The 16775-nt window shown below is 68.4% G+C and carries 13 protein-coding genes and 1 pseudogene; 12 read left to right on the forward strand and 2 right to left on the reverse strand.

Annotated elements, in window-relative coordinates:
- Positions 1–5 precede the first annotated feature (5 nt).
- From ACFYWI_RS26180 to ACFYWI_RS26220, 9 genes and pseudogenes are all read left to right on the forward strand, one after another.
- Positions 6–2876, forward strand: a complete 2871-nt coding sequence (locus ACFYWI_RS26180) for an AAA family ATPase (RefSeq protein WP_389237013.1) — start codon at positions 6–8, stop codon at positions 2874–2876.
- Between the two features lie 138 nt (positions 2877–3014).
- Positions 3015–3452: pseudogene (locus ACFYWI_RS26185) on the forward strand (alpha-hydroxy-acid oxidizing protein); the annotation flags it as partial.
- Positions 3453–3551: 99 nt separating this feature from the next.
- Positions 3552–5309, forward strand: coding sequence for an aminotransferase class I/II-fold pyridoxal phosphate-dependent enzyme (locus ACFYWI_RS26190; protein WP_389237055.1), 1758 nt, complete (start codon positions 3552–3554; stop codon positions 5307–5309).
- Positions 5310–5477: 168 nt separating this feature from the next.
- Positions 5478–6632: a 3,5-dihydroxyphenylacetyl-CoA synthase DpgA gene (gene dpgA / locus ACFYWI_RS26195; protein ID WP_389237015.1), complete on the forward strand. Its 1155-nt coding sequence runs from the start codon at positions 5478–5480 to the stop codon at positions 6630–6632.
- Between the two features lie 11 nt (positions 6633–6643).
- Positions 6644–7306, forward strand: a complete 663-nt coding sequence (dpgB, locus tag ACFYWI_RS26200) for an enoyl-CoA-hydratase DpgB (RefSeq protein ID WP_389237017.1) — start codon at positions 6644–6646, stop codon at positions 7304–7306.
- Positions 7303–8610 carry a (3,5-dihydroxyphenyl)acetyl-CoA 1,2-dioxygenase DpgC gene (dpgC, locus tag ACFYWI_RS26205; protein ID WP_389237019.1) on the forward strand — a complete coding sequence of 436 codons (1308 nt, stop codon included), beginning with the start codon at positions 7303–7305 and terminating at the stop codon, positions 8608–8610. Before dpgB ends, dpgC begins: the two co-directional genes overlap by 4 nt.
- Positions 8607–9416 carry an enoyl-CoA-hydratase DpgD gene (gene dpgD, locus ACFYWI_RS26210; RefSeq protein ID WP_389237021.1) on the forward strand — a complete coding sequence of 270 codons (810 nt, stop codon included), beginning with the start codon at positions 8607–8609 and terminating at the stop codon, positions 9414–9416. Before dpgC ends, dpgD begins: the two co-directional genes overlap by 4 nt.
- A 180-nt stretch (positions 9417–9596) precedes the next feature.
- Positions 9597–11090 carry a tryptophan 7-halogenase gene (locus tag ACFYWI_RS26215; RefSeq protein ID WP_389237023.1) on the forward strand — a complete coding sequence of 498 codons (1494 nt, stop codon included), beginning with the start codon at positions 9597–9599 and terminating at the stop codon, positions 11088–11090.
- A gap of 79 nt (positions 11091–11169) precedes the next feature.
- On the forward strand, positions 11170–11979 hold the full coding sequence (locus tag ACFYWI_RS26220) for an alpha/beta fold hydrolase (protein WP_389237025.1): 810 nt from the start codon (positions 11170–11172) through the stop codon (positions 11977–11979).
- Here the strand turns inward: ACFYWI_RS26220 and ACFYWI_RS26225 are convergent.
- Together ACFYWI_RS26225 and ACFYWI_RS26230 are read right to left on the reverse strand one after the other, a co-directional pair.
- Complete coding sequence (locus ACFYWI_RS26225; protein WP_389237027.1) at positions 11948–13258, reverse strand: sensor histidine kinase; 1311 nt, start codon at positions 13256–13258, stop codon at positions 11948–11950. The two genes, ACFYWI_RS26220 and ACFYWI_RS26225, sit on opposite strands and share 32 nt — an antisense overlap.
- 14 nt (positions 13259–13272) lie before the next feature.
- The gene (locus tag ACFYWI_RS26230; RefSeq protein ID WP_389237029.1) at positions 13273–13926 is read right to left on the reverse strand and encodes a response regulator transcription factor; all 654 of its coding nucleotides are present in this window, start codon (positions 13924–13926) and stop codon (positions 13273–13275) included.
- Between the two features lie 265 nt (positions 13927–14191).
- Between ACFYWI_RS26230 and ACFYWI_RS26235 the strand changes: the two genes are divergently transcribed.
- The 3 genes from ACFYWI_RS26235 to ACFYWI_RS26245 all read left to right on the forward strand — a co-directional run.
- Positions 14192–14416 carry an MbtH family protein gene (locus tag ACFYWI_RS26235; protein WP_389237031.1) on the forward strand — a complete coding sequence of 75 codons (225 nt, stop codon included), beginning with the start codon at positions 14192–14194 and terminating at the stop codon, positions 14414–14416.
- Positions 14417–14456: 40 nt separating this feature from the next.
- Positions 14457–16526: an ABC transporter ATP-binding protein gene (locus tag ACFYWI_RS26240; protein WP_389237057.1), complete on the forward strand. Its 2070-nt coding sequence runs from the start codon at positions 14457–14459 to the stop codon at positions 16524–16526.
- A gap of 55 nt (positions 16527–16581) precedes the next feature.
- On the forward strand, positions 16582–16775 hold a 194-nt coding region (locus ACFYWI_RS26245; protein WP_389237033.1), incomplete at its 3' end, for a hypothetical protein.

Here is a 16775-nt window from a genome sequence, read left to right on the forward strand (position 1 = left end):
TATCTGTGAAGCTCAGTGAAAGAGACGAAGAACTCCGGCTGCTCGATCGGCTGTACGCCGGCTGTGCTCAAGGCAAGGGTGCCGTCGTCCTCATGAACGGCCCCGTCGGCTGCGGAAAGACGGCCTTGCTCCAGGCGTTCGCCAAACGGGCCACGGAGCAAGGCGGCTTGTTCCTGTCGGTGACGGCCTCGGCCAGCGAGCGACTCCATCTTTTCGGGCTGATCGACCAGTTGGTGAACGCGATGCGGGCGGGCGGGATGGACGCCGCGCCGTTCGTCGCCGAGGACGTAGGCGTCACGGTGGAGGCCGGCGATCCCCAGGGAATCCCGCGGGTTCCGCTCGCTCTGCTCCAGCGGATCAGCCGGAGTGTGCGCGAGTTCGCCGAACGAAGGCCGGTCGTCCTCAGCGTCGACGATGTGCACTTCGCGGACGAGCCCTCACTGCAGTGTCTGCGCTATCTGATCCGCCGCGTCGATTCGGCGGCCGTCCTGATCGTGATGAACGAGAGCTCCTGCCATGAACGGGAGCTGGCCACGCTCCACGCGGAGACCCTGCATCTGCCCTATTGCCACCGGATCAGGCTTGCGCCGCTGACCGCGACCGGAACAGCGGACCAGCTGGCCGCACGCCTGGGCGCCGATCCCGCGCGAGAGGCGGCCGAGTCCTGGGCCGAGGCGAGCGGAGGCAATCCTCTGCTGCTGCACGCCCTGATCGAGGACTATCTGATGGAGGACGAGGCCGCGCGAGCGCTGGCGCCTGGTGAGCCGGTGCCAGGCGAGTCCTTCCGGCACGCCTACCTGCGATGCCTGCACCGGTGCGAACCGTCGATGCTCGATGCGGCCCGCGCCCTGGCGGTGCTCGGCGAGTCGGCCACACCGTCGCTGGTCGGCGACTTCCTCGGCGACGCCACCTCGGTACAGCGCAGTCTCGCCGGCCTGAACGCCGCGGGCCTGCTGTCGGGCGTGCGGTTCCGGACCGAACGGGCACAACTGACGGCGCTGGCCGACATTCCGACCAAGGATCTCTTCGCCCTGCACAGCCGCGCCGCCGAACTGCTCCACGAGAGCGGGGCACCGGCCCTGGCGGTGGCCGAGCAGCTCATGGCCACCCACGACTCCGTCAGGGCCGTGTGGCGGGTGGACATCCTCCGCGAGGCAGCCCGTGACGCGATGGACTCCGGCGACATCGGCCGCTCCATCAACTACCTCCGCCATGCGTCCGGCATCTGTGTGAACGCTGCCCAGGAGGCGGAGGTCACCGCGGAACTCGCCGGGGCCCAATGGCTCATCGACCCGGCCAAGTCGGCCCGGCACCTGCACCAGCTGAGTCACATGGTGTGCATCGGGCTGCTCACCGGCGAAGGCGCCATGGTGCCGGTCAAACAGTTCTTGTGGCGGGGCGAGTTCGCCGATGCCGACTCGCTGCTGAGGACCATCGAGGCCCGAGAGGGCCACAATCCCGGGAGCCCGCAGAGAGGTGTCGTATCGCCGGATCTGTCGACCGCACGGTTATGGCTGTCCTTCTGCTACCCCGAGCTGACCCGTGCGTCCATGGAGGGCGGGGGAGCGGACGGCGAGAGCGGCCATTCGCTCGCTCATCCGTCGACCGGCTCCCGCCCGATGTCCGCCCTGACCTTCCTCAGCCTGTCGGCGAGCCTGTCCGGCGACGGCGATCGCGACGTCGACGGGGAGGAGGCCGAGGGGGTCGACCAGGTGCTGCACGGCACCCACGCGGGCAGCCCGCTGGCCGCCCGACTGTTCGCGCTGATCTATCTGATCCAGACCAACCGGCTGGACGAGGCGGTGTTCTGGTCCGAACGGCTGCTCGACGAGCCGTGGATCCGGCGGGTTCCCATGCGGCGAGCGCTGCTGGAGACGATCAAGTCGGCGGCATCCCTGCGCCGGGGCGATGTCGTGACCGCCGGGGAGTCCGCCCGTATCGCGCTGGAGCTCGTCACACCCTCGGCCTGGGGTGTCGTGGTGGGGCTTCCGCTGGCGCTGGCGGTCCGCTCGGCGACCGAACTGGGCGATCTGGACACTGTGATGCTGTACCTCAACCTGCCCGTCCCGCCCATCATGTTCGACACTCCTTTCGCGCTGCCCTACCTCCGGGCGCTCGGCCGCTATCACCTGGCCATGGGACGTCCGCACACCGCGCTCATGAACTTCCGGTCGTGCGGGGACCTGATGGTGAAATGGCGGCTCGACTGGTCGGAGCTGGCGGACTGGCGCAACGACGCGGCCGCGGCGCTGCTCGCCATGGGCAAGGTCGGCCAGGCGAGGGCACTGATCGAGGAGCAGCTGGCCCGTCTGAGCGACGGACGCTCCCGGGCCCAGGGGATCGCACTGCGCCGCCTGGCGGCGACCAGCGCCCTGCGGGACCGCCCGCCGCTGCTCCAGGAGGCGGTGCGGATCCTCGCATCGTGCGGCGACCGGCTGGAACTCGGGCGCGCCCAGGCCGACCTGGCAGCGGCACTGGCGGCGCTCGAACGGCCGGGAACACCGATCGAGGGGCGGAGCACTTCGGCGTCGCAGCACTGGAGCTCCTCGGTCGAGGCGCACAACCGGACGGGGCCGGTGAGCCATTCGGCGCCCTACCGCGGCATGAGCGTCGACGAGGTCTTCCCCGACGACAGCGAGTCGGGCCCCGTACCGGCCGTACTGGCGGAGCTGACCGACGCCGAACGCAGGGTCGCGGCGCTCGCGGCCACAGGCTGCACCAATCGTGAGATCGCCGGCAAGCTGTTCATCACGGTGAGCACGGTGGAGCAGCATCTCACCAAGATTTATCGCAAGTTGCGGGTTAGGAGCCGTTCAGATCTCCCGGAGGCACTCATGGCCTTCGCCGACATCCCATGCTTCCCGAATGGAAGATAAAAGGAAATGGTGGTGACGCCACGTCCAAGTGAGCAGTTCGCCCGGTTGGACGCCGTTGTCGGTGTCGCGGGATTCATGTGATCCTGACGCCGGAAATCCACGTTCAGTAAGCAACTGATGCCGCATGGGGGGAAGTCCATGGCAGGACGGAGTCTCGACGACTATGCGCGCCTCGCGTCAAAAGGCCTGGACTCTGTTCTGTCCTCATTCCTGGCGGACGAAGAACACAGCTGCGCGGACAACCGGATGGCGTTCGACCGGGTGGGACTGAGGCAGGGCAGGTACGGGCACCCCGGGCCGCCCGAGACCGCGACCAAGATCCTCGGCCGAACCTGGACAGCCCCGCTGGTCGTCGGACCACTCGCCGGCCTGGCGCGGCCCGAGGGCGAGCTCGCCGTGGTCCGGGCAGCGGGAGCGGCCGGTCTCCCCGCCGTCGTCAGCGCGTTCACCGGACGGACCTTCGCGGAACTGTCCTCCGCCGCCGGCAGCCCGCTGTGGCTGCGGACCCACCCCTTCCGGGACCGTGCCACGGCGCGGCGCCTCGCCGTGCGCGCGGCGGACGCCGGGTTCGGGGCCCTGATTCTCTCGCTGGGTCCCGAGGACGACGTCCGGCTCACCCCAAGTGCCGTACCGGTCAATCTCGCGGAGACCCGCCCGTCCGCCGACCCACGGGCACTGCTCGACGCGCACGCCGGCTGGTCCCACGTCGAACGGCTGCGCTCGGCCTCCTCCCTTGCCCTGCTCGTCGCGGGAGTGCACACCGCCGCGGACGCGGAGCGTGCCCTGGAGGCCGGTGCCGACGGGATCGTGGCCGAGGCTCTGGCCGCACTGCCGGAGATCGCGTCGACCGTGGCCGGCCGGTGCCCCGTCCTGCTGGGCAAAGGCATCCGTCTGGGCTCCGACGTCCTGGCCTCGCTCGCCCACGGCGCCGACGCGGTGTTCCTGGAACGGCCGGTCCTGGAGGGTCTGTTGGTTGATGACCGTGAGGGTGTGGCGGACGTACTGGAGGGTCTCGCCCAGGAGTTGCGTGAGGCGCTGGCGTTCACCGGCACCGGATCCGCCGCGGACGCAGGTGCCGCACTGCTGCGCTCGGAGCCCCGGCCGGCGAGTGCGCAACCGGCCGAGGCCGTGTCCTCACCGGTGCTGCGCAAGGCCGACCTCCACGCCAGTGTCTCCGATCCGGTGCTGGACACGATGAACTTCCTCAACGAGGTCACACACCACTACTGCGACGCGATCTCCTTCGCGCCCGGCCGTCCGTACGACGGGTTCTTCGACACCGAGCAGATCATCACCCACATCCGCCGGTACCTGGACCACTTGGCCGAGCAGGGCAGTTCGGCCCAGCAGATCCGCACCGCCATGTACCAGTACGGGCCCACCGCCGGGCAGATCCGCGAGATCATCGCCGACTCGCTCCGCAAGGACGAGGACATCGACGTTCCGCCCGAGTCCATCGTGGTCACCGTCGGCGCCCAGGAAGCCATGCTGCTGGTGCTCCGCGCGCTCATCACCGGACCGGAGGACGTACTCCTGGTCGCCAGCCCCTGCTACGTGGGGATCACCGGCGCGGCCCGGCTGCTGGACATCACCGTGACCGCCGTCGAGGAGCGGGAGGACGGGTTCTCCTGCGACGACCTCGAAACGGCGATCCGGCAGGAACAGGCACGCGGGCGGCGCCCCCGGGCCTTCTACATCGTCCCCGACCACTCCAACCCGTCCGGCACCACGATGAGCCCGGAGAACCGCACCGCTGTCGTCGAACTCGCCGCACGCCACGGCATCCTCGTTCTCGAGGACAGCCCCTACCGGATGGTGAGCCCCGGCAAGCCCCTGCCCACTCTCAAGTCCCTCGACCGCACACGCACTGTCGTCCACCTCGGGTCCTTCGCCAAGACGGTCTTCCCCGGCGCACGCGTCGGCTTCGCCGTCGCCGACCAGCGCGTAGTGGACGACTGTGGCCGGGCCGGCCTCCTCGCGGACGAACTCGCCAAGATCAAGAGCATGGTCACGGTGAACACGTCGTCGCTGAGCCAGGCCGCTGTCGCCGGCACCCTCCTGGCGGCCGGCGGACGCGTTTCCGAGCTGAACACCGAGGCCGCCGCCTACTACGGCGACGCGCTGCGGGCCACGCTCCGCAGCCTGGACAGGCACCTGCCCGCTGAGCGACGGAAGTTCCTGGGCGTGAGGTGGAATGAGCCCACCGGCGGCTTCTTCCTCACCGTGCACGTCCCCTTCCCTGCGGACAACGCCGCGTTGACCCGGTCCGCACAGCAATTCGGCGTCATCTGGACGCCGATGAGTTACTTCTTTCCGCAGGGTGGCGGCCACCACGCAATCCGGCTGTCCATCAGCTATCTGACGACGGCGGAAATCGAAGAGGGCACGGCGCGGCTCGTCCGCTTCATCGAGGCGGAGTGCGCGGCGTCCTGAGCGACGCACACGCGTACCGAGCACGCACCCGGTTCCCTGTTCTGTTCCCCTTCCGTACTCGTTCTCTCCTCAACTTTCCTTCCAACCGGTCACTCCGAGAAGGGCGAAGAAAGTGATCAGCAGCCAGAAACCGCGCAGCAAACCGCGTATGTGGGGGTGGACTTTCCGATGACCATCAGCATGGACCGTCCGGACGTTCTGGACGCCGGGATCCTGGAAGCCGAGGTCCTGGCCGTGGCGGCTCCTGGCCCGCAGACGACTTCTCGTCCGCGGATCGTCGGCGTCGGCACGGCCACATCGGCCACCTCGTTCTCCCAGCAGGAAGTGCTCGAAGCTTTCGACATCACCGATCCGAAGATCCGCTCCGTCTTCGCCAACAGCGCGATCGAGCGACGCCACCTGACCCTTCCACCGCTGAACAGCGAGGGAATCCGCGCCCCGGAGCCGCAGGGCGACCTTCTCGACAAGCACAAGGCGCTCGCGATCGAGATGGGCGCCGAAGCGCTGCTCGCCTGCCTGAAGCGGGCGGGGGCCGAACTCTCGGACCTGCGCCATCTGTGCTGTGTGACCTCCACCGGTTTCCTCACCCCTGGCCTCAGCGCGCTGCTCATCCGGGAGCTGGGCATCGACCGCCACTGCAGCCGCAGCGACATCGTCGGCATGGGCTGCAACGCCGGCCTGAACGCCCTGGGCGTCGTGTCCGGCTGGGCCACCGCGCACCCCGGTGAACTCGCCGTCGTGCTGTGCACGGAGGCCTGCTCCGCCGCGTACGCCATGGACTCGACGATGCGCACGGCGGTCGTGAACAGCCTGTTCGGCGACGGCGCGGGCGCCATCGCCCTCGTCGCGGGCCAGGGGGACGAAGCGGCGGCCGCGCCCGAGGGCCCGAGCATCCTCAAGTTCGCCAGCTGCATCGTCCCCGAGGCGATCGACGCCATGCGGTACGACTGGGACAGGGCGCAGGACCGGTTCAGCTTCTTCCTCGACCCGCAGATCCCCTACGTGGTGGGCGCACACGCCGAAATCGTCGTCGACCGCCTGCTCCAGGGCACCGGCCTGCGCAGAAGCGACATCGGGCACTGGCTGGTGCACTCCGGCGGCAAGAAAGTGATCGACGCCGTCACCGTCAACCTCGGCCTGACCCGCCACGACCTGCGGCACACGGTCGGCGTGCTGCGCGACTACGGCAACGTATCGAGCGGCTCATTCCTCTTTTCGTACGAACGGCTCCTCGACGAGCGAGTCACCAGGCCGGGTGAGTACGGAGTGCTCATGACCATGGGCCCGGGCTCCACACTCGAGACGGCACTGGTCCAGTGGTGAAGGCGGGAGACATGGTGGGCGACACACTGACGCTGTCGATCGACGGGACGGAGCCACTGACGACCGTGTCCGTCAGGGAGCTGGAGTCCGTCTGCGACCGGGCCGAGGACGGGCACGGATCCGGCGTGGTGACCGTGCGGGTCACGGGCGCCCCCGACGAGGGCTGGGTCGACGGCCTGAGCGTCTCCCTCGTCACCAAGTGGGAGCGCGTACTGCGCCGGTTCGAACGGCTCCCCGTGGCCACCGTGGCCGTGGCCTCCCGCGACTGCGGGGGCATCGCCCTCGACGCGTTCCTGGCCACCGACGTCCGCTTCGCCACGCCGGACACCCGGTTGCTTGTCCCGCTCGACGGCGAGGCCACCTGGCCCGGGATGACCGCCTACCGCCTCGTCCAGCAGGCCGGTGCCGCCCATGTCCGGCGCGCGGTGCTTCTCGGCCTGCCGATCGAGGCGTCCAAGGCACTGACGGTGGGCCTCGTCGACGAGCTGACCGATGACCCGGACGACGCGGCCAAGGCCGTGGCGAAGCTCCTGGACCGGCTGTCCGGCAAGCAACTGGCCATCAGGCGCCAGCTCCTGTTCGACGCGGCGTCGACGAGCTTCGAGGACGCTCTCGGACCGCACCTGGCGGCCTGCGACCGCGCCCTGCGCCGGGGCACCGAGGCGGCGGCATGACGACCGTCCTGCCGGCCCGGGACGCCGCACCGGGCGTCTGGCCCGCGCTGACCGAAGCCGCCGAGCGCGCCGAGGAACTCACGGCGTCGCTGCCGAGGCCGAGCACGCGCTCCCCGGAGCAGCGGGCCGCGGCCGACACAGCGAAGAACACCGCCCGCTCACTGCGCGTCCGGTTCCTCGACGCCCACGCCGACGCCGTGTACGACCGGCTCACCGACGGGCTGGTCACCGGCCTGAGGCTCGACGAACTCGTCCGGGCCGCCGCGAGCGCCTTCCCCGGTCTCCTGCCCACGGACGCGCAGCTCGCGGCCGAGCGCGGCCGGCCGCAGAGCGACAAGGAAGGGCACGAGATCGACCAGGGCATCTTTCTCAGCGCCGTGCTCAGGTCGCCGTCCGCCGGTCGGCATCTGCTCGACACTATGCTCCGTCCCACGCCTCGCGCGCAGCGGCTGCTGCCCGAGTTCACCCGGACCGGTGTCGTGGAGACCGGCTCGGTACGACTGGAGCGCCGGAGCGGTGCGGCGTATCTGACGATGTGCCGGGACGACTGTCTCAACGCCGAGGACGAGCGGCAGGTCGACGATATGGAGACCGCCGTCGATCTTGCCCTGCTCGACCCGGCCGTCCGCGTGGGCGTGCTGCGCGGCGGGGAGATGAGCCACCCCCGCTACCGCGGGAAGCGGGTCTTCAGCGCGGGCATCAACCTCAAGAGCCTGCATGCCGGCAACATCTCCCTGGTCGGTTTCCTGCTCCGCCGCGAACTCGGCTACATCCACAAGCTCGTCAGGGGAGTGCTCACCGACAACGACGAGTCGTGGCACACCCGGACGATCGACAAGCCCTGGGTCGCGGCTGTGGACTCCTTCGCGATCGGCGGCGGCGCACAGCTCCTGCTCGTGTTCGACCATGTGGTGGCTGCGTCCGACGCGTTCATCAGCCTGCCGGCCGCCCGGGAAGGCATCGTGCCGGGAGCCGCCAACTTCCGGCTCGGCCGCAGCACCGGGCCGCGGATCTCCCGTCAGGTCATCCTTCAGGGCAGACGGATCTGGGCGACCGAGCCCGACGCTCGGCTGCTGGTCGACGAGGTCGTGGAACCGGGCGAACTCGATGCGGCCGTCGCTCGCGGAGTGGAGCGCCTGGCAGCCCCCGCGGTCGGCGTCAACCGGCGGATGCTCAACCTGGCAGAGGAGCCGCCCGAGGAATTCCGCAGGTACATGGCCGAGTTCGCGTTGCAGCAGGCCCTGCGTCTCTACGGCGAGGACGTGATCGACAAGGCCGGTCGCTTCGGTGGTGGCTCGTCGTGACGGAGGGATCGCAGCGACCGAGGGTGCGATACGAGAAGAAGGACCACGTCGCGTATGTCACCCTCGACCGTCCCCATGTACTCAACGCGATGGATACGCGGATGCATGCGGAGCTCGCCCTCATCTGGGACGACGTCGAGGCGGACGACGACGTCCGCGTTGCGGTACTGACCGGCGCGGGAGACCGTTCCTTCTCCGTCGGGCAGGACCTCAAGGAGCGGGCCCGGCTCAACCGTGAGGGGGCGTCCGCGACGACCTTCGGCAGCCGCGGTCAGCCGGGGTGGCCACGACTCACCGACCGGTTCACGCTGTCCAAACCGGTGGTGGCGCGCGTCAACGGCTACGCACTCGGTGGGGGGTTCGAGCTGGCCCTGGCCTGCGACCTCGTCATCGCCTCCGAGGACGCGGTCTTCGCGCTGCCCGAAGTGCGGCTCGGGCTCGTCCCCGGGGCGGGCGGCGTGTTCCGTCTGGTCAGGCAGCTGCCTCAGAAGGCCGCCATGGGGTATCTGCTCACCGGCCGTCGGCTGAGTGCCGCGGCGGCCCTGCACTTCGGGCTGGTCAACGAGGTCGTGGCGGCCGGACTGCTGGACAGTTGCGTCGAGGAGTGGACGAGCGACCTGGTCCGCTGCGCCCCACTTTCCGTCCGGGCGATCAAGGAATCAGCTCTTACGTCCGTCGACATGCCCCTCGAGCAGGCGTTCACCGCCGAGTACACCTGGGAAGAACGCCGAAGGCACAGCAGCGACGCGGTCGAAGGAGCCCGGGCGTTCGCGGAGAAGCGGGATCCCGTCTGGTCCGGTCGCTGAACAATCCCCGGGCCCGCCGACGAGTACCGACTCGCCGGCGGGCCCGGCCATTTCCGGTGTCCAACTGTGTGGATCGATCGGTTGGACGAAATCCGTTTTGTCGCGGGTGGTGGACGGGGAGGGTGAAGCCCCACCATTAGCCGGACGCGGAAATGAGCAACGCCAACAGGAGGCAGCGAAATGGGTGCTGAAGGTCGCGAGGAATTCGATGTCGTGGTGGTCGGCGGTGGGCCCGGGGGTTCGACGCTGGCCGCACTCGTCGCCATGCAGGGGCATCGCGTACTGGTCCTGGAGAAGGAGATTTTCCCGCGGTACCAGATCGGCGAGTCGCTGCTGCCCTCCACCGTTCACGGCGTCTGCCGGATGACCGGGGCCGCGGACGATCTGGCGAAGGAAGGCTTCACTCTGAAAAAGGGCGGAACGTTCCGCTGGGGCGCCAATCCTGAGCCGTGGACCTTCTCGTTCTCCGTTTCCCCAAAAACCGCGAGCGCCACCTCGTTCGCATACCAGGTCGAGCGGTCGAAGTTCGACAAAATCCTGCTGGACAACGCGGTCAAGAAGGGTGCGGAGGTTCGTTTTCAGGTCTCGGTGACCGATGTCATCGAAGAGGACGAGCGGGTGACCGGCGTTTCCTACACCGATGCCGACGGGGTCGGGCGCGAGGTGTACGCGAAGTTCGTGGTGGACGCCTCGGGCAACGGCAGCCGTATCCACAAGCAGGTGGGCGGTACCCGCGAGTACTCGGAGTTCTTCAAGAGCCTGGCGCTGTTCGGCTATTTCGAAGGCGGAAAGCGGATGCCCGCGCCGAACTCGGGGAACATCCTGTGCGTCGCCTTCGAGAGCGGCTGGTTCTGGTACATACCCCTCAGCCCGACCCTCACCAGCGTCGGCGCGGTCGTCAGGCGGGAGAACTCCGACAAGATCCAGGGCGACCCGGAGAAGGCCATCGCGGCCCTCATCGACGAGTGCCCGCTGATCAAGGACTACCTGGCCGACGCCACTCGGGTGACCCAGGGCCAATACGGTCAGCTACGGGTGCGGAAGGACTACTCCTATCACCAGACGAAGTTCTGGCGACCGGGGCTGGTCCTGATCGGGGATGCCGCGTGCTTCGTGGACCCGGTGTTCTCCTCGGGCGTCCATCTGGCCACGTACAGTGCCCTGCTGGCGGCTCGTTCGATCAGCAGCGCGATGGCCGGACTCGTGGACGAGGATGCGGCGTTCAACGAGTTCGAGGCCCGCTACCGGCGTGAGTACGGTGTGTTCTACGAGTTCCTCATGTCGTTCTACGACATGCACGAGGACGAGAACTCCTACTTCTGGTCGGCCAAGAAGGTCACCCGGAACCGGCACACCGAGCTGGAGTCCTTCGTCGAACTCGTCGCCGGCGTCTCCTCCTCGGATTTCGCTCTGAACGACGCCGAGTCGGCCGCTGAGCGGCTGAAGTCCCGCTCGGCCGAGTTCGCGACGGCGATCGACGAACTGGCCGCCGACGCCGAGCAGAGCATGGGTCCGCTGTTCCGCTCCTCGGTCGTCCGCCAGGCCATGCAGGAGGGCGCCCAGGTGCAGAGCCGGGCCTTCCTCGGCGAGGATCTCGGCCCCGACGTGCCCATGTTCCCCGGCGGTCTCGTCACCTCGAACGACGGAATGCTCTGGCTGCCCGGAAAGGCCTGACCGCTGCAGTTCTCAGCAGCGATTCAGCAGCGATTCAGCAGTGACTCGGCAATGACTCAGCGGGGGAAGGGACAAGTCGATGCCGGTGGCTCGGATCAACGGGATCAATCTCAGTTTCGACGACCACGGCGCGGGGGAGCCGGTCGTGATGGTCACCGGCACCGGGGCCCCCGGACGAGTGTGGCGGACGTTCCAGGTTCCCGCCCTGAAGGCGGCGGGCTACCGAGTGATCACGCTCGACAACCGCGGGATCGCGCCGACGGGCCCGTGCCCGGACGGATTCACCCTCGACGACATGGCGGCGGACGTCGCCGGCCTCATCGAGTTCCTCGGGATCGGACCGTGCCGCGTCGTGGGCTTCTCGCTGGGCGCGATCATCGTCCAGGAACTGCTCGTGGCCCGGCCCGAACTCGTCCGCAACGCCGTCCTGATGGCGACCAGCGGAAGAGCCGACGCGCTCATCGCCGCCATGGCGGCCGCCGAGATCGAGCTCTGCAACAGCCAGGTCAAGCTCCCTCCCCGGTACGCGGCCTATGTGCAGGCCCTCCAGAACCTCTCTCCACAGACACTCAACGACGAGGAACAGCTCGGGGACTGGCTCGGCATCTTCGAGATGTCGATGATCGACCTTTCCGCGGCGCGCGGGCAGCTGGGCCTTCAGAGGATCTCGAACCGGCTCCCGAGTTACCGGGACATCGGATGCCCGTGCCTGGTCATCGGGTTCCAGGACGACCGCGTCGTCGCCCCGCACCTGTCGCGTGAGGTCGCGGAACATATTCCGGGCAGCGCGTACACCGAGATCCCCGGATGCGGTCATTACGGGTACCTCGAGAGGCCGGCGGCCGTGAATCGCGCCATCATCGACTTCTTCGCCGGGCCGGGGCAGTGAGTTCCACCGTGTCCGGGCTGCCGCCCGCCCCGGCCGGGGGCGTCTCGTGCTGAGCGCGGTGGCTCACTCCGGGGAAGGTGACGGTGATGGTCAGGCCGCCTCCGGCTCGCGCAGTGGTGGTGATCGCGGCGTCATGGGCGTCCGCGATGGCCTGCACGATGGACAGACCGAGTCCCAGGCCTTCCGCGCGGGCGGCGCGGGTGGCGCCGAGCCGCTGAAACGGCTCGAAGAGCTGGTCGATCGCGTTCGGTGGGACCAGGGGACCGGTGTTGGTGACGATGAGCGTCGCGCGACCGTCGACGGTCCGGGTGGTCACGTCGATCCGGCCGTGGGGCATGTTGTGCCGGAGCGCGTTGTCCACAAGGTTCGTCACCAGGCGCTCGGTGAGGTTCCGGTGGCCGGCCGTCAGAGCCGGCGAGATCGAAGAGCGGAACGTCACGGTGCGGTACTGGGCTTCGGATCTTCTCGCGTCGACGACCTCATGGGTCAGCTGGGCCAGGTCGAACGGTTCCCGGATGTCGATACCCCCCTGGCTCCGGGCCAGGGTGAGGAGCGCTTCGATGAGCCGCTCCTGCTGGGCACCCGCGGCGAGGATGCGCTGGTGCGCCGCCCGCAGCGACTCCACGCTCGCCTCGGGGTCGGACAGCGTGACCTGGCCGAGCGTCCGCTGACGGGCCAGAGGAGTGCGCAGTTCGTGCGAGGCGTTGGCAACGAACTGCCGCTGGGCCTGAAAGGACGCTTCGAGCCTGCTCAGGAGGCCGTCGAAGGTGTCGCCGAGTTCCTTCAGCTCATCGGAGGGACCGTCGAGGGCGAGGCGCTGGTGCAGGCTGGTCGCCGAGATGTCCCGCGCCGTCGCGGTGATCGTCCGCAACGGGCGCAGCATGCGGCCGGCGACGATCCAGCCCAGCACTATGGAGAGCACCAGCATGAAGGCGAGCGCGATCCCGGACTGGACGACCAACTGGTCCATGACGACGGATTTCTGATGCGCCAGAATCTCCTGCGCCTGAGGCGAGAGCACCTCGGAGCCGCTCCGCCTGAGGGGATCCTGGGAGCCCTCGGGCGGCGGGAGACCGCCGCCGCTGCTCGGGGCCGGGATGAAGCCCTTGGCAGGCTGCTCGGAGACGGCGCGGCTCGTCAGAACATAGGTGACCGTCAGCAGGGCGGCGCCGGAGACCAGGAACAGCGCCCCGTACAGGAGAGTCATCCGCAACCGCACGGTGCGGCGAGGCAGATGCGAGCGGGCGATCCGGCTCGCGAGCCGGGCAATGACCGACATGGGCGTCCTCAGATTCAGATCCGGTAGCCGCGCTTGGCCACGGTTTCGATGACCGGGGGATCCCCGAGCTTGGCCCGCAGCCGACTGATCGTGATCTTCACGGCGCTGGTGAACGGGTCGGCGGCCTCGTCCCAGACCCGTTCGAGCAGTTCCTCGGCCGATACGGCCCTGCCCTTGGAAGCCATGAGCAGCTCCAGGACGCCGAACTCCTTCGGCGCGAGCTCCAGCGGCCGGTCCCCGCGGGCGGCCCTGCGCCTGGCTGTGTCGACCACGAGGTCGCCATGCCGCAGGACGGGTGGCACGGCCGGATGGGCACGACGCGCCAGCGCACCGATCCGCGCGATCAGTACCGGGAAATCGAATGGTTTGGGGAGGTAGTCGTCGGCGCCCAGGCTGAGCCCGTCGACCAGATCCTCTGCCGACGCCGCGGCAGTCAGCATCAGCACCCGGCTCCGGCAGCCGGCCGCGATCAGCTCGGCGCACAGCTTGTCACCGTGCATCCCGGGCAGATCCCGGTCGAGCACGATGACGTCGTAGTCGCGGAACAGCGCGCGCTCGAGCCCCTCCGGGCCATCGAACGTCACGTCAACGGCCATCTGCGCCCTGCGCAGACCCACAGCCACTGTCTGCGCCATCTCCTCGTCGTCCTCCACAACGAGCACCCGCACGCGTTGCCCCCTTCTTCGATGCACACGCTGGACAGGAACACCTCGACGACCTCATCCAGTATGTTCCACCCCCCGGTTTCCGCAGGGTTTCACCCGGATGCCGTGAGCCCGGGCCGGCGGCCGAGGTGATTCGTCGTGCGGGTTATTCCCCCGGAGCGGACCAGCTAATTACGGAAATTGGCGTCCAAGTGCCCGAGCTTGTCGTTCCCTTGGTGCCCGGTTACGGTTCTTCTTGTCTTGCACCAGGTCAACTGTAGGAGTGGTTATGGCCAACCCGTTCGACGACGAAGACGGCTCCTTTCTCGTGCTGGTGAACGATGAAGGCCAGCATTCGCTCTGGCCCGTCTTCGCCGACGTTCCTGCCGGCTGGAAGGCCGTGTTCGGACAGGACACACGCAAGGCCTGCCTGGAATACATCGAGGAGAACTGGACGGACATGCGTCCCAAGAGCCTCGTCGACGAGATGAAGACGTACGAAACCGCCCACTAGACGAGTCCGACGACCACGAAGCACGGAGGTAGCCGTGGCTATGATGGGCGGCCCTGGGCCGATGATGATACGTGGGATGGGGCCGGATTCGTCGGTGACCAGGCAGCAGATCAGGCCCGGCACGGCCAAACGAATTCTCCCCTACGCAAGGCCGTACCGTCGCAACATAGGCTTTCTCCTGGCCGTTACCACGCTGAACGCCGGTATCACAGTGGCTACGCCCATCCTGCTCAAGTACCTCATAGACAACGGCATCGTCGTGGCCGATGTCTCGGTCGTCGTGTGGATCTCCGTGACGGTTGCCGGGCTGGCGCTTCTGGGCACTTTCCTGGGGTTCGCGGAGTCATGGTATTCGGCCCGGGTGAGCGAGGGGCTCGTCTTTGAATTACGCACAGAGGTCTTCGACCATGTGCAGAGGCAGCCGCTGGCGTTTTTCACCCGGGCGCAGACCGGCGCTCTGGTCAGCAGGTTGAACACCGATGTGTTCGGTGCTCAGCAGGCATTGACGTCGCTGCTGTCCACGACGTTCTCCGCAGGGCTGACTCTGCTGCTCGTGCTCGGCGCGATGTTCTACCTGTCCTGGGTGATCACCTTGATCTCCCTGGTGGTGCTCCCGCTGTTCATCCTCCCCAGCAAGATCGTCGGACGTCGGCTGCAGCGGCTCATGCGGGAGCAGATGCAGACGAACGCCGAGATGGGTTCGCTGATGAGCGAGCGATTCAACGTGAGCGGGGCGCTGCTGGCCAAGCTCTACGGCCGACCGGACAACGAGAAGGGCCTGTTCGCGTCCCAGGCGGGCAAGGTCCGCGACATCGGCGTCATGACCTCGGTCTACGGGAAGATGCTCTTCCTCTCGATGGTCCTGCTGAGCTCGCTGGCCACCGCGATGGTCTACGGCCTCGGCGGCGGTCTCGTCATCCAGGGCGCGTTCCAGATAGGCACGCTGGTGGCACTGGCCACCCTGCTCATCCGGCTGCTGGGCCCGATCTCCCAGCTGTCCAGTGCCCAGGCGAGCGTACTGACCGCGCTTGTCTGCTTCGACCGGCTGTTCGAGATTCTCGACCTGAAGCCACTGATCTCGGAGAAGCCCGACGCGGTGTCCCTGCCCGCCGCCGGCTCCGGCAAGGGAACGGCGCCGGACATCACGTTCGAAGGGGTTTCGTTCCGTTACCCGGCGGCCGCCGACGTCGCTCTCGCCTCGCTCGAGTCGATCGCCAGGCCCATGCCGGGGCGCGCCGAGAACACATGGATCCTGCGCGACCTGAACTTCAGCGTGCCGGCCGGAACGCTCACCGCACTCGTCGGCCCCTCCGGGGCGGGCAAGACGACCATCACCCACTTGGTGCCTCGGCTCTACGACCCGGGTGAGGGAATCGTCCGCATCGGCGGTCATGACCTCCGCGACCTGTCCCTGACGTCGCTGCGCGACACCATCGGTATGGTCACCCAGGACGCGCACCTCTTCCACGCGACCATTCGCGAGAACCTCATTTACGCCCGGCCGGAGGCCACCGAACAGCAACTGATCGAGGCCTGCAGGGCGGCACAGATCTGGAAGCTGATCGAATCGCTTCCCGAAGGTTTCGACACCGTGGTCGGCGATCGCGGTTACCGGCTGTCCGGCGGTGAGAAGCAGCGGATCGCCATGGCCCGGCTGCTGCTCAAGGCCCCGCCCATCGTCGTCCTCGACGAGGCCACGGCCCACCTCGACTCGGAATCCGAAGCAGCCCTTCAGAGGGCCTTGAAGACCGCGCTGACGGGACGCACATCGCTGGTGATCGCCCACAGGCTCTCCACCATCCGGGACGCCGACCAGATTCTCGTCATCGACGAGGGCCGGGTCCAGGAACGCGGGACCCACGAGGAGCTGTTGGAGCTCGACGGGCTGTACGCGGAGCTCCACCGCACCCAGTTCTCCGGTCGGCCGTCCGCGAACGGCGCCGCGCCGGCCCCCGAACCGGTCGGCTCCCGGGGCCCCTTCCCGGGCGGTCCGTTCGGTGGACCTCCAGGCCCTGGATTCCCGATGGGAGGCGGCCCCGGCCCCCGGATGATGCACGGCGGCCCGCCGCCCGGGCCCCCGCCGGGACCGCCCGGGCCGCGGCACCCGTGAGCAGATGACAGAGGAAACGCGGCGGGGGAAGTCCGCATCACAGGGGGAGATCTTCATGACTGAGCCAGCGGAAACGCACTGCTCCACCACCACGCACGTGCTGTCAGCAGCGGATGCCTCCCCGGCACACGGGCGCGCCTGCATGTCGGGGACATTGGCGGAGTTGTTCGGGGTTCGGGTGGGGTGTTCGCCGGGTGCGGTGGCGGTGGTGGGTGAGGGTGGCCGGGAGTGGTCGTACGGGGAGTTGGA

The sequence above is a fragment of the Streptomyces sp. NPDC002889 genome, from assembly GCF_042888425.1.
Taxonomy (GTDB): Bacteria; Actinomycetota; Actinomycetes; order Streptomycetales; family Streptomycetaceae; genus Streptomyces.

Coding starts and splice junctions, on each gene's coding strand:
- dpgA (WP_389237015.1), top strand. CDS start 5,478: ATGACCATCAGCATGGACCGTCCGGACGTTCTGGACGCCGGGATCCTG.
- dpgB (WP_389237017.1), top strand. CDS start 6,644: ATGGTGGGCGACACACTGACGCTGTCGATCGACGGGACGGAGCCACTG.
- dpgC (WP_389237019.1), top strand. CDS start 7,303: ATGACGACCGTCCTGCCGGCCCGGGACGCCGCACCGGGCGTCTGGCCC.
- ACFYWI_RS26215 (WP_389237023.1), top strand. CDS start 9,597: ATGGGTGCTGAAGGTCGCGAGGAATTCGATGTCGTGGTGGTCGGCGGT.
- ACFYWI_RS26220 (WP_389237025.1), top strand. CDS start 11,170: ATGCCGGTGGCTCGGATCAACGGGATCAATCTCAGTTTCGACGACCAC.
- ACFYWI_RS26225 (WP_389237027.1), bottom strand. CDS start 13,258: ATGTCGGTCATTGCCCGGCTCGCGAGCCGGATCGCCCGCTCGCATCTG.
- ACFYWI_RS26235 (WP_389237031.1), top strand. CDS start 14,192: ATGGCCAACCCGTTCGACGACGAAGACGGCTCCTTTCTCGTGCTGGTG.
- ACFYWI_RS26240 (WP_389237057.1), top strand. CDS start 14,457: ATGATGGGCGGCCCTGGGCCGATGATGATACGTGGGATGGGGCCGGAT.